The following is a 12,302-nucleotide window of genomic DNA, read 5'->3' as shown; positions in this document are numbered from 1 at the left end:
TGTCGAACGCCGTCGCCGCCACGCAGTACGCGAGAGCTTCCGGCCCGGCGACAGCTTCACCGGCAAGCCGTACTCGCCGAACGGCTTCGGGCTCCGCGTCTGTCGCATAACCCTCGCGCAGCAACCACGCGTAGTCGATCACCCGGGGTTCCGCTGCCGAACGCCTCGATGTCGATGACGCCGCTGACCTTGCCGTCGCGCAACAGTACGTTGCAGGTGTTGAGATCGCCATGGACCAGGTCACCTCCGGGAAGGCGCACCGGCCCGCTGTCTGCGAGAAGACGATCGAACGCACCGAGGAGGTCCAGCCCGGGTGCCCCGAAGCCACGAAGAAAGGCCCGGTTGTCATCGCGAAGCTGCCCGCTGACCACGGAGTCGATGTAGACGTTCCAGTTGTTGGCCGGGTCCGGATCCAGGCCGGCATGGCGTTCGATCACCTCGACCAGCAATGCGGCCGTGCCTGCGTTCAACGGTGACGACGGCTCCCCCTCGACGAATTCCTGTACGTGGTAACGGATCCCGGATTCACCGATGCCGGCCGCGATCCACCGGGGCGTGGGATAGCCCGCGGCGTTCATGCGGTTGACTGCCTCGAGTTGGGTCGATGGTCTGCGGGAGCCCGGCTTGTCCGCTTGCAGCTTCATGACTGCCGGTCGCCCCTCCGGATCGACCAGTAGCCACGCTCCGCCCTGCATCCCGCCCGCGCACCGGCCGTGCAGCGCGTATCGCAGACCATGCGTGCGGTTGATCTCGGGCAGTACGGCTTCCGCGGCGACCGGCACAGTCCGCACCCTAGCTTCGTGGGCACGAAACGGCCATGCCATATGGGTTGCCCGGCTGCGAGGATTGCCACCATGGCCGAACTTCGTGAACTGCCACCCACGCGACTCGTCCTGATCCGCGATGCCCTGAAGATCTATCACGACCCCGTACGCCTGGTCGACCACGACGACCTGGGGATCTCCGAAGAGGGCCGCGTCCAGGCCGAGAGGTTGCGTGCCCGGCTCGCTGCGACCGGAGAACTCGCTGGGACGACGCGGCTGTTGTGCAGCAGCGCCCGCCGAACGATCGACACCGCACGAGTCATCTCTCCGGCGATCGGCGACCTCGAGCCGGAACCGAGCTGCGGATTCTGTGAGCCGCACAACGGCGAGTGCGACGGGATCCCCGTCGCGGAATGGCAGGCCACCCTCGCCGAGGAGCGGATGGCCAACTGGTCGCCGTACGCACCGAAGTCACCGGGCGGCGAGTCGTACCGCACCGCGATCGAACGCGCGGCCAAGGCGCACATCGAAACTGTTCTCGACAACGCGGGTGGCACCGTCGTCGTCATCACCCAGACCGTGCCGCTACGAGCCAGCCTCTGGGCGTTCCTCAGCCTGCCCTTCCACGGCTCGTACTTCTACCCCGAGATCACCGACACCGGCATCACAGAATGGGTCGCGGACGGCTGGCTGCCGGAGTCAGGCCAGATGAGGGCGCGACTCGTGCGCTACAACGATGCCGCGCACCTGCTTCCTCACGCCTGGACGGCCGGGGAGGCGAGCAGCCGTGCTACCGGCGTTCGGAACGGTAGGACTCACTGACCGACCTGCGGCGGGGCGGGTTGCTGCGTGTGGACGGGGCGTTCCTGACCCGACGCGGCATCCAGATGGCCAGCGTGGCGACGACCCCCAGGGCACCCGTCGTCATGAGGATCCATCCGATCAGAGCGATGTCGACGCCCGCGAGGCTGTAGTCGACCGCGAACGCGAGTATCGCGCCCACGGCGACGAGAAGGAGGCTGACCCCGATGCCCATAGAACCACCTTGCCCGCGTAGCTTGTCTGACCTTTCGGTCCCCCCTTGCCGAGGTCACACAGCGAGCGTGAACGTCACAGGCAACTCGGCACCTGGACACACTAGGACAAACGGATCACTCGCCGCGAAACTTGTCCACAGCCCTCGTTCCGGGCCCTCAGCGTCAGGTGCAGCCGGACGCGAGCGTGAGCACCGTTTCCTCGTCGGTGTACGGGACCTTCGTACGGCCGACGATCTGGTACGTCTCACTGCCCTTGCCCGCGACGAGAACCAGGTCCCCCGGCTCGGCCGCGGCCATCGCCGCCGCGATCGCTTCGGTGCGGTCAGGGATCGTACGGACCCGATCGACATGCGCTGTCACACCCACGCTCGGCTCCGGCGAACAATCCGGTTGACGGGCCGAGACCGGCGCGGGCAGGCTGGCCGGGACCTCGACCTGGTCCGGCAGCCTGCGCCTCAACGCACGGGCTTTGTCGGCCGGTCGCCAGTGACGAAGTGGCAGCGGAAGGGGGTGGGCGCGTTGAGCCTGCCGATCATGCCCGCGCCACCGCCCCGGCCGGTTCGCTGACCGCACGGACGCAGGACGGTGGCCCACGACTGCCGCGGAGCCCGCCTTGTCCGACCGGTTCACCTCGACTCTCCCGCACACCTCCCCGCCGGCCGCCACTTCCCCTGCACGCCGCGCGTTCCTCGACGACTTCGGCGTACGGCCCGACCCGTTCCAGGTCCAGGCGATGGACGGCCTGGACGCCGGCCGGTCCGTCCTGGTCATGGCACCGACCGGTGCGGGCAAGACGTTCGTCGCCGACTACGCGGTGGCGCGCAGCCTCGACGCCGGCACCACCGCCGTCTACACCACCCCGCTGAAGGCCCTCAGCAACCAGAAGTACCGCGATCTGTCGGCTCGTCTCGGTCCCCATCGCGTCGGGCTGATCACCGGCGACCGGACGGTCAACCCCGGCGCACCCGTGCTCGTGGTGACGACCGAGGTGCTGCGAGCCATGTTGTACGAGGTACGCGGCGCCCTGCGCGCGTCCGGGCCGAACGGCTCCCGCCGTCCCGATCCCGCACCCGGCGCCGCGGCCCTGGACCGGCTCGGCGTCGTCGTACTCGACGAGTTCCACTACCTCCAGGACTCCGACCGCGGCGCGGTCTGGGAGGAGGTGGTCATCAACACCCCGGCCGACGTGGCGCTGGTGTGCCTGTCGGCGACCATCCCGGACGTCGGTCTGGTGCACGACTGGCTGACCCGGGTCCACGGCCCCACCGAACTGGTTGTCGCGGACCAGCGGCCGGTGAGGCTCAACCATCTCTACGCGGTCGGCAACCTGCGCCGGACGGCGCCGATGCTGCTGCCGGTGTTCGTCGACGGGCATCTCAACACCACGGCCGAACTCCTCGACGGTGCGCGGCGCGACACCCGGGGCGAGGGGCTGCGTGCCCGCGACCGCGACCGTCCCGTACCCCCCACCCGGCACGACCTGATCGCCCACCTGCGGGCGAACAGCCTCCTTCCGGCGATCTGGTTCGTACTGTCAAGGGCCGGTTGCGACGAGGCGGTAGCCGACTGCCTGGCCGGTGACCTCACGCTCACCACCGAAGCCGAACGACTGCGCATCCGGGCCCTCGTCAGCCGAGCCCTGGCTCCCCTGTCGGGTGGGGAACTCCGTGCCATCGACGCCGCCGGCTGGCAGAACGCGCTGGAGGCCGGCGTCGCGGCCCACCACGGCGGCCTGGCACCGATCCAGCGCGACGTGGTCGAGGCGGCGTTCGGCGAGGGCCTCGTCAAGGTCGCCTTTGCGACGGAGACGCTTGCCCTCGGCGTGAACCTTCCTGCCCGCACGGTGGTGATCGACCGGGTGGTCCGGGCCAGTGGCGAGGTGCTCGACGCGGGCGAGTTCGCGCAGCTCGCGGGCCGGGCTGGGCGCCGCGGCATCGACGACATCGGCCACGTGGTGGTGCCGTGGTCGCCGTACGTCCCGTTCCAGCGAGTCGGTGCGCTCGCCGGCGGACACCTCACGTCGATCCGATCTGCGTTCCGGGTGACGCCCGCGATGGCACTGAATCTCGTGCGGACGGGCACGTTGGAGGAGGCGCGCGCCACGGTGGAGGCGTCGCTGCGGCATCGCTGCGCTCTCGACCAGGCGGCGATCCTTCGTAGCGACCTGGCCGAACGTCAAGCCGAGCTTGCCGAGGTCGAGGAGGACCTGGCGGAGTTCGCCGGGTCGCCCGGGGACAGCGACCGCGAGCAGGACGCTGCCGACCATGATCCCGGCGAAGGCGCGGACTCGACACGGGAGTTGGCCGACCTCCGACCCGGGGATGTCGTCGTCGACACGGGACGACCGGAGTACGGTCCGGCGGTCGTCCTCGGGGTCGGCACCAAACGCGGCACCGTCTGCGTGGAGGCCATCCACAGCACTGGAAGGCGCCTCCAGCTCACACCGGCGACACTGCGCGGCGGGCCGGCCGTCCTCGCCCACCTCGATCTTCCGGACTGGGAACCGACGAAGCGCGGCCACGCGAAGCGAGCGGTCGACGCACTGGCGCTGCTGGACCTGCCGCTCGAGGATCTCCGGCCCTCCACCACCCACGGACCACGCCCCAAACCGAAGCGGCCGGCGACCCAGCGGCGCCTCGGCGTACGACAGAAGCAACTGACCGCCAGCATCGAGGACCTGCAGGCATCGCTGGTGGTAGCGAGAACCGGTGTGCGCACCGAGCTCGACCAGGTGCTGGCCCTGCTTCACCGACGAGGACATCTCGTCAACCAGACCTTGACGCCCTCCGGCGAGGCGATTCGGCGGCTGTTCCACCCGTCCGGCCTGCTGCTCGGGGAGTGCCTGGTGGCCGGCCTCCTGGACGACCTGGACCCGGCTTCCCTCGCGTCCTCCGCGTCGTGGTTCACCGCACGTACGCGCCTCGGCGGTCCGGCCTCGACCGGCCTCGCCACGGCGGAGCTGACCCGGCGGTGGGAGACCGTCCGGGCCATCACCAGGGAGGTCCAGGCCGACGAGGCCGCCGAGGGGTTGTCCCCGACACCGCATCCCGAACCCGCGCTGGGCGTTCCGGTCCACCGGTGGGCCTCCGGTGCGCCGCTGGACGTAGCGGTCGGCGGCAGTGGCGTACTGGTCGGCGATGTCGTACGCGAAATCCGTCAGGTCGCCGAGCTCCTCGACCAACTGACGACCGTGCCCGGCAGCCACCAGCAGGCAGCAGCCGAAGCGGTGGCCGCGTTACGCCGAGGTGCCGTCGTCGCCGACGACGCGCAGCCCTCCTCGTCCAGCTCCGGCGCGACCGCCGCCGCGACGGCGAGGAGCTGAGGGTCGATGCGGCTGTCCGTACTCCTTCGGCTGCGCACCTGGCCGACCTGGACCCCGCGGCTCGGCACCGAGCGGTCGGGATGGTCACCCAGGACGTGTTCGTCCTGCATGCCAGCCTGCGCGCCAACCTCACCGTGGCCCGGGCGGGTTCGACCGACGAGCAGATCATCGAGGCCCTGCGCCGCGCCCAACTCGGCGATCTGATCGACACCCTGCCGCAGGGACTGGACACCACAGTCGGCGACCGCGGCTTCCGGCTGTCCGGCGGGGAGCGCCAGCGACTCAGCCTCGCCCGGCTCTTTCTGGCCGACCCGGACGTCGTCATCCTGGACGAGGCGACCGCCCACCTGGACAGCTTGACCGAGGCCGCTCTCCACGAGGCGATGACGCGTCATCTGGCCGGTCGCACCCTGTTGATCATCGCCCACCGGACGAGCACCATCGAGAACGCCGACCAGACCGTCCGGCTCGACCGCGGCCGGGTCGCGGAGATCGAGTCCGCCGCTGCCGGATGACCCTGGCAATCGCTGCATACGGTGACGGGCCGGCCCGAATGATGGCGAGTGGCCAGGGAGCGGGGGTACGGTCTGGCCGTGGCCGAGTACGTGGACAGAGACCTGCGCGAGTCCAGGTTCGAGCGGGTCGACCTGCGCGGAGCGCAGATCCTTAACAGCGACCTGACCGGGACGCACTTTCGCGGCGTCTGGCTCAGCGGCCTGGTGATGCGCGGCGTGGAGCTGGTCGACGTGGAGATCCACGGAGAGATCAGGAACGTCACGATCAACGGCGTCGACGTCGCGCCGCTGGTCGAGGCCGAGCTGGACCGGCGCTATCCCGACCGGGCCAGGATGCGGCCGACCGATCCGGCCGGGTTCCGCGATGCCTGGAACATCCTGGAACGCCTGTGGGACGGGACCGTGGTGCGGTCCCGAGGGCTCGAGCCCGCACTGCTGCACGAGTCGGTCGACGGTGAGTGGTCGTTCGTCCAGACGCTGCGGCACCTGGTGTTCGCCACCGACGCCTGGATCAGGCGCGTGATCCTCGGTGACCCCTCCCCCTGGGATCCGCTGGACCTGCCCTGGGACGAGATGCCGGAAACTCCCGGAGTGCCCAGGGACCGCACCGCGCAACCCCCCCTTGACACCGTGCTCGCGCTGCGCCGGGACCGGATGACCACCGTGCGGGACGTCGTCGACGGCCTGACCGCCGAGTCGCTTGCCGGGCAGACCGAGCCCGTCGAGGGTCCCGGGTGGCCGCCTTCGCGCAGTTTCCCCGTACGCGAGGTCCTGCTGTGCGTCCTGAACGAGGAGTGGCAGCACCGGCTCTACGCCGAGCGCGACCTGACCATCCTGGAAGCGCGTTCCCCCGGCGTCTGACTCCGGTCCTCAGCCCTTGACCGCGCCGACGGTGATGCCCTCGGTCAGGAATCGCTGTCCGAAGGCGTACATCACGACGACCGGGAGGCTGATGAGGATCGAGGAACGCAGACCGGTACCGGGTCGCCCAGAACTACCACCCGACACCTGGATCACGTTCAACGCCCCAGGCGCCGTACAGGGCTGAACCGTCACCGCCCCGTTGATGCTGAGCATGTATCGGCGTAACGGAAAACGACCCTCCTGTGTCGCCTCGCGTCTCACCACTCGCGGCAGAGGCGCGTGACAGTGCGCAGCCAGGCCCGGATGCCGTCCAGCCGGTCCGGGTCGCCGGCCCAGCCGTACGACATTCCCAGCCCGTCCATGACGAGCATGAGCTTCCCGTCCTCCACGGTTTCCACCGCCTCGGCGTGCGACAGCCCATATCCGCTCAGGAACGCGGCCACCCGAGGACTGTCGACCGAGGTGGGCTCGGTCTCGAACAACTTGATCAGCTCCTGCCGGATACCGATCCCGGCGAGCGACAGCCCCCAGTCCAGGACGGTGATCCGGCCCGCGTTGCCCGCGCCGGACGCCTCCACGACGAGGTTGTCCAGCCGGTTGTCGTAGTGGGTGAGGACCGACCTCACCGGCCACTCCTGGGCCTCGCGCACCTTGGCCGTCACCAGTGCGAGGTCGTTCTCGGTGACGATGCCCTGCGCCAAGAACAGATCCAGCACCTTCTGGTCCTCGGGTCGGGACCGGCCGACGCACAGGTGGACGCCCAGCCAGTTGTCGAGATACTCGGCCCAGGACGCGAAGCGTCCGCGATACCCGCCGGCTCCGTCCGGGACGAACATGCCGAACCCCGCCGTCCGCACCCGATGGGTCCGCGCGAGCTCCTCACCGAGCTGACCGAACCAGCCGGTCGCATGTTCTGCCACCCGCGGATGGTCGGTCGCGAGGATGCCGCGAGCGCGTTCGACCACTGCGTACGGACGGGGCTCGTCACCGACGGCAAGGAACCGCGGTGTCCGCACGCCGACGTCGGCGGCCTGGGACGTCAGCCATTGGAGCACGGCGTAGTTGTTGCAGGTCGGATGCCCCTCGCTGCCGGGAACGACATGCCCGGTCAGATCCGCGACCCTGTCCACGTCGGCCGAGCGGCTGAGCAGCACCGCGACCTCTTCGGTGCCGTAGCACGCGCTCTGCGCGCCGGCTCCCACGAACGCCAGCCCCGAGGTGCGGTAGCCGTGGCGCCGAAGGACGTCCCCGGCCTGCGCGGCCATGCTCTGTTCGTTCACCCGGCCGAACCTACCCTGTCCGGACCCGCCGCCGCTGGCCGATTCGGACGTCGTACGCCCGCACCGCTTCGGGCACCGGCCCTTCGTCCGTAGGCTCGACACGGTGAGAATCCGCGAGCTGGTCATCACCCCGATCGCGTTCCCGGACCCGCCGCTGCTGAACTCCAGCGGCGTGCACGAGCCGCTGGCGCTGCGCACCATCCTGCGCCTGGTCCTCGAGGACGAGACCATCGTCGGGCTCGGCGAGTCCTCCGGCGACGCCCCCCACCTGGAACTCCTGCGGACGGTGGCCCCGCGGCTGGTGGGTCACGACGTCTTCGCCACGACGGCGCTCCAGGCGGTCATCGACTCTGCTGTCAACGACAGCTTGCCGGTGCCGACGCAGCGCCGGCGCACGGCCGTCCACTCCGCCATCGAGGTCGCCTGCCTGGACGCCCAGGGCAAGCTCACCGGCCGCCCGGTCTACGACCTGCTCGGCGGCGCGGTGCGTACGACGGTTCCCTACTCCGCGTACCTGTTCTACAAGTGGGCCGACCATCCCGACGGCGCGTACGACGGAACGCCGGACCCCTGGGGTGAGGCCCTCGACCCCGACGGCATGGTGGCACAGGCGCGGCGGATGATCGACGAGTACGGCTTCGGCTCGCTCAAGCTCAAGGGCGGCGTGTTTCCACCGGACGTCGAGCTCGCCACCGCCAGGGCGTTGCGGGCGGCGTTCCCCGATCATCCGGTGAGGCTCGATCCCAACGGCGCCTGGACCGTGCCGACCGCGAAGCGCGTCGCCGCCGAACTCGAGGGCGTTCTGGAGTACCTGGAGGACCCGGTCCTCGGGGTCGACGGCATGGCCGAGGTCGCCGCCGGCACCGACCTGCCGCTGGCGACGAACATGTGCGTGGTGGCCTTCGAGCAGGTGCCGAGGGCCGTCCAGCTCGACGCCGTACAGGTGATCCTGTCCGACCACCACTACTGGGGCGGGCTGCGCCGGACGGTCGCGCTCGGAACGTTGTGTGACACGTTCGGCATCGGCCTGTCGATGCACTCCAACTCCCACCTCGGGATCAGCCTGGCCGCGATGACGCACGCCGCGGCGGCCACGCCGGAGCTCACCTACGCCTGCGACACGCACTATCCGTGGAACGGCGCGTACGACGTGGTGCGGCCAGGAGTGCTGAAGTTCACCGAGGGTGCACTGGCGGTCCCCACCGGACCGGGACTCGGTGTCGACCTCGACCTCGACGCCCTCGAACACCGCCACGCCGACTACGTGCGTTCCAAGCGTCAGGTGCGCGACGACACCGGCTACATGCGGCGGGTACGGCCGGACTACGACCCGACCCTGCCGCGCTGGTAGGCGAGGCAGGGCCGGGTTCGCAGCTCAGTCGAAGAAGTCGTGGTCCTCCTCCGCGAGGTACTTCTTCGCCGCTTCCGGCACCAATGTGACCCCGAGCCCAGGGCGGTCCCACACCTCGATGTGGCCGTCGCGCACGATGGGGTCGGGCAGGCCCTCCACGATGTCGTACCACCAGTCGTGGGAGGCGATCGGATATTCGAACGCGACGTAGTTGTCCGGCAGTGTCGCGGACACCTGCACCAGCGCGGCCACCCCGAGTACGCCGTCACCCACTCCGTGCGGCGCCATCAGCACACCGTGCATGTCGGCGTACTCCGCGATCCACTTCAGCTCGGCCAGCCCGCCGACGTCGCACGGGTCCGGGCCGATCACCCGCACCGCGCGGTTACCGACAAGCTCGAGGAACGACTGCCGCAGATAGAGCTGTTCGCCGGTGTGGATCGGTGTCGACGTGGCCCGGGTGACCTCGCGGTAGGCGCCGGCGTCGGCGTACGGCACGTAGTCTCCGGCGAGCAGATCCTCAAGCCACAACAGGTTCAGCGGCTCCAGGCGCTGGGCGAACCTGATCGCGTCCGGGACCGTCCAGCCCGGCCCGCAGTCCAGAGCGAGCCCGATCTCCTCGCCCAGCACCTCCTTCATCGCGCGCACGCACTCGACCGCGTGGTTGAGACCGCGTTCGGTCATCGGCCCACGCGAGGGATGCGGCGGGCCGGTGCGCACCTCGCCGTAAAGAAGACCTTCCATCTCCGCGACCATCGGGTCGTGGAACCCGATCGCCTGCTTGATGATGCTGAAGCCCTGCGGTGCGTCCCTCATCTGCCGCATCACGTCGGCGAAGTCCTCGGGCCGGTGACCCTTCCGCGGAAACCGCACCCCGCCGTTGTAGACGCGGACCCGGTCGCGCACCTTCCCACCGAGCAACCTGTGCACAGGAAGACCCGCGGCCTTGCCGGCCAGGTCCCACAGCGCGATCTCGATCGCGCTGACCGCACTCCCCCACGGCTTGGTGCCGCCCATCCGGCGGATCCGCAGCATGACCCGCTCGACCTCGGTCGGATCCTGGCCGAGGAGGTACTGCTCGTAGAAACCGACGACCGGCTTGAGGTAGTACTTCCTGGACTCCACGACCCCGAAGCCGTCGATCCCCTCGTCGGTCACGATGCGGACGACGGGGTTAGTTCCGAGTACAGCGCACTTCACCGCGGTGATCTTCACCGGCGCGACACCACCTCTCCTCGACCCCTTCCATGCTGGTCGCCGAGCCCACTCCCGCGAACTCTCCTGCCGGTAACGGCAACCAGATCCGTGGGGGAAGTCCGGTCCCGGCCGATAAGTTTCACGGTCGTACGAGGTCGGTAGGGGGTCGCCAAGCAATCGAAGGAGGCCCAGATGGGCAGGGTGCTGACTCACATGACGATGTCGCTGGACGGGTTCGTCGCAGACCCGAAGGACCAGGTGGGGGAACTCTTCGAGTGGTACGAGGCCGGGGACGTGACCGTGCCGAACCCGAACGACACCGTCTCCTTCCGGGTCGACGCGGCCAGTGCGGAGGTGCTGCGGGATCTGACCGAGAACGTCGGCGCACTCGTCGCCGGACGACGGCTGTTCGACATCGCCGGAGGGTGGGGTGACAACCACCCGGTCGGCGCCCCGGTGGTCGTCGTCACCCACCGCATCCCGGAGGACGCCACCACGAAGTGGCCGAGGACGACGTTCACCGACAGCGTCGAAGCCGCGATCGACGCGGCCAGAAACATCGCCGGGGAGCGGGACGTCACCATCGCGAGTGCGTCGATCATCCAGCAGGCACTCGCCCTCGGCCTCGTGGACGAGGTGTGCGTCAGCCTCGTGCCGGTGCTGTTCGGCGAAGGGATTCCCTATTTCGGGAAACTTGGTGAGAGCCACCTGCTCCTCGAGGACCCGATCGTCGTCCAAGGCCGCCGTGCCGTTCACCTCCGCTACCCGGTCCGGCGATAGACCGTCTGTCGAGCAAGCCGGCCCGCTCAGCCGAGCAGGTCGGCACCGCCGGTGAAGCGAGCCACCGCGTCGGGGTCGAGTGTGAGTCCGAGACCCGGATCGGACGGGATGGCGAGCATGCCGTCGGCGTCCAGGCTCCATCCGCCGTCGACAAGCTCGTCGATGTAGGGCGAGCCGGTCTTGTACTCCACCAGGTCGGTGTCGGGCAGCGCGGACACCAGCTGCAGGTCGGCGGCCAGGCCGACGGCGGTGTTCCAGCCGTGCGGTATCAGCCGGGATCCGTGCTCCTGCGCCGACCAGGCGATGCGGCGGGACTCCGACAGGCCGCCCACCTTGGTCACGTCGGGCTGGACGATGTCGAAGGCGCCGGCACGCAGGAACGGCGTGAACGCCTGACGCCGGGTGAGCACCTCGCCACCCGAGATCGGCACCGGCGCGTTCCTGCGCAGCGCCACGAAGTCCTCCAGCGCGTCCGGTCGCAGCGCCTCCTCGAACCATGCCACGTCGTGGTCCGCGAGCATGTGGGCGGTGCGCAACGCCCACTTGTAGTCGCCCTGCCAGTGGGCGTCGCTGCCGCCGGCGTCGACCGCGAGCAGCGCGTCCGGTCCGATCGCCTCCCTGGCCGCGGCGACGATACGTTCGTCCTGCGCGGTCGTCGCACCGCCGCGCCCGAACGGACCCCAGCCGATCTTGTACGCCCGGAAACCCTGTGCGGCAAGGCGTTGCAGCTCCTCAGCCAGCACCGCCGGCTCGTCCATCAGCAGCGACGCGTACGGCAGAACGCGATCGCGGTAGCGGCCGCCGAGGAGCCGCCCCACCGGCTGACCCGTCACCTGTCCCAGGATGTCCCACAACGCGATGTCGATCCCGCTGATCGCGTGCGTGACCGAGCCACCCCGGCCAAGCCAGAACGTGTTCTGGTGCAGCTTCTCGGTGACGCGCTCGGGTTCCAGCGCGTTCTCTCCCAGCAGCAGTGGGTGGAGCACCTCCACCGCTCCCCTGACCAGGGCCTCGCTGGTGAAGACGCTGCCGACCCCGACCGGTCCGTCGTCGGTGTGCACGGCCACGAGCGTGTGTACGACGTCGTCCGGTTGCAGCTCCGCGCTCCAGCCACCTGGTGGCGTCGCGCCTCGCAGGCCGGCCACGCGAATCTCACGAATCCTCATCGGGTTCCTCCCAGTGCCTGTCGCTG

Annotated in this window: 12 protein-coding genes; 6 read left to right on the top strand and 6 right to left on the bottom strand. The window is 69.7% G+C overall.

Annotated elements, in window-relative coordinates; all coding sequences use genetic code 11:
• Window positions 1-56: 56 nt before the first annotated feature.
• Window positions 57-782 (bottom strand): phosphotransferase, encoded by a 726-nt coding sequence (locus tag ABZV93_RS27910; protein ID WP_354941761.1) that lies wholly within the window; start codon window positions 780-782, stop codon window positions 57-59.
• A 72-nt stretch (window positions 783-854) separates the two neighbouring features.
• Between ABZV93_RS27910 and ABZV93_RS27905 the strand changes: the two genes are divergently transcribed.
• On the top strand, window positions 855-1,586 hold the full coding sequence (locus tag ABZV93_RS27905; RefSeq protein WP_354941759.1) for a histidine phosphatase family protein: 732 nt from the start codon (window positions 855-857) through the stop codon (window positions 1,584-1,586).
• Here ABZV93_RS27905 and ABZV93_RS27900 read toward each other — a convergent pair.
• Together ABZV93_RS27900 and ABZV93_RS27895 are read right to left on the bottom strand one after the other, a co-directional pair.
• The gene (locus ABZV93_RS27900; RefSeq protein ID WP_354941757.1) at window positions 1,555-1,800 is read right to left on the bottom strand and encodes a DUF6458 family protein; all 246 of its coding nucleotides are present in this window, start codon (window positions 1,798-1,800) and stop codon (window positions 1,555-1,557) included. The two genes, ABZV93_RS27905 and ABZV93_RS27900, sit on opposite strands and share 32 nt — an antisense overlap.
• A 163-nt stretch (window positions 1,801-1,963) precedes the next feature.
• A complete protein-coding gene (locus ABZV93_RS27895) occupies window positions 1,964-2,167 on the bottom strand; it encodes a hypothetical protein (RefSeq protein ID WP_354941755.1) in 204 nt (67 codons plus the stop codon).
• A gap of 247 nt (window positions 2,168-2,414) precedes the next feature.
• Here ABZV93_RS27895 and ABZV93_RS27890 point away from each other — a divergent pair, with 247 nt between their 5' ends.
• From ABZV93_RS27890 to ABZV93_RS27880, 3 genes are all read left to right on the top strand, one after another.
• Window positions 2,415-5,123, top strand: a complete 2,709-nt coding sequence (locus tag ABZV93_RS27890; protein WP_354941753.1) for a DEAD/DEAH box helicase — start codon at window positions 2,415-2,417, stop codon at window positions 5,121-5,123.
• Window positions 5,120-5,638, top strand: coding sequence for an ATP-binding cassette domain-containing protein (locus ABZV93_RS27885; RefSeq protein ID WP_354941814.1), 519 nt, complete (start codon window positions 5,120-5,122; stop codon window positions 5,636-5,638). The genes ABZV93_RS27890 and ABZV93_RS27885 overlap by 4 nt, the downstream gene beginning before the upstream one ends.
• Before the next feature lie 78 nt (window positions 5,639-5,716).
• Window positions 5,717-6,499, top strand: a complete 783-nt coding sequence (locus tag ABZV93_RS27880; protein WP_354941751.1) for a DinB family protein — start codon at window positions 5,717-5,719, stop codon at window positions 6,497-6,499.
• Between the two features lie 260 nt (window positions 6,500-6,759).
• Here ABZV93_RS27880 and ABZV93_RS27875 read toward each other — a convergent pair whose 3' ends face one another.
• Window positions 6,760-7,782, bottom strand: a complete 1,023-nt coding sequence (locus ABZV93_RS27875; protein WP_354941749.1) for a phosphotransferase — start codon at window positions 7,780-7,782, stop codon at window positions 6,760-6,762.
• A 103-nt stretch (window positions 7,783-7,885) separates the two neighbouring features.
• On the opposite strand from ABZV93_RS27875, the gene ABZV93_RS27870 reads away from it, so the two are divergent.
• Entirely contained in the window at window positions 7,886-9,133 is a 1,248-nt protein-coding gene (locus tag ABZV93_RS27870; RefSeq protein ID WP_354941748.1) for an enolase C-terminal domain-like protein, read from the top strand.
• Window positions 9,134-9,157: 24 nt separating this feature from the next.
• Here ABZV93_RS27870 and ABZV93_RS27865 read toward each other — a convergent pair whose 3' ends face one another.
• Complete coding sequence (locus ABZV93_RS27865; RefSeq protein WP_354941746.1) at window positions 9,158-10,348, bottom strand: mandelate racemase/muconate lactonizing enzyme family protein; 1,191 nt, start codon at window positions 10,346-10,348, stop codon at window positions 9,158-9,160.
• A 174-nt stretch (window positions 10,349-10,522) separates the two neighbouring features.
• On the opposite strand from ABZV93_RS27865, the gene ABZV93_RS27860 reads away from it, so the two are divergent.
• Window positions 10,523-11,110, top strand: coding sequence for a dihydrofolate reductase family protein (locus tag ABZV93_RS27860; RefSeq protein ID WP_354941744.1), 588 nt, complete (start codon window positions 10,523-10,525; stop codon window positions 11,108-11,110).
• Between the two features lie 26 nt (window positions 11,111-11,136).
• Here ABZV93_RS27860 and ABZV93_RS27855 read toward each other — a convergent pair whose 3' ends face one another.
• On the bottom strand, window positions 11,137-12,276 hold the full coding sequence (locus tag ABZV93_RS27855; RefSeq protein ID WP_354941742.1) for a mandelate racemase/muconate lactonizing enzyme family protein: 1,140 nt from the start codon (window positions 12,274-12,276) through the stop codon (window positions 11,137-11,139).
• Window positions 12,277-12,302 lie beyond the last annotated feature (26 nt).

The organism is Actinopolymorpha sp. NPDC004070, from assembly GCF_040610475.1.
GTDB lineage: Bacteria > Actinomycetota > Actinomycetes > Propionibacteriales > Actinopolymorphaceae > Actinopolymorpha.
This window is presented reverse-complemented; position numbering and strand designations above follow the sequence as displayed.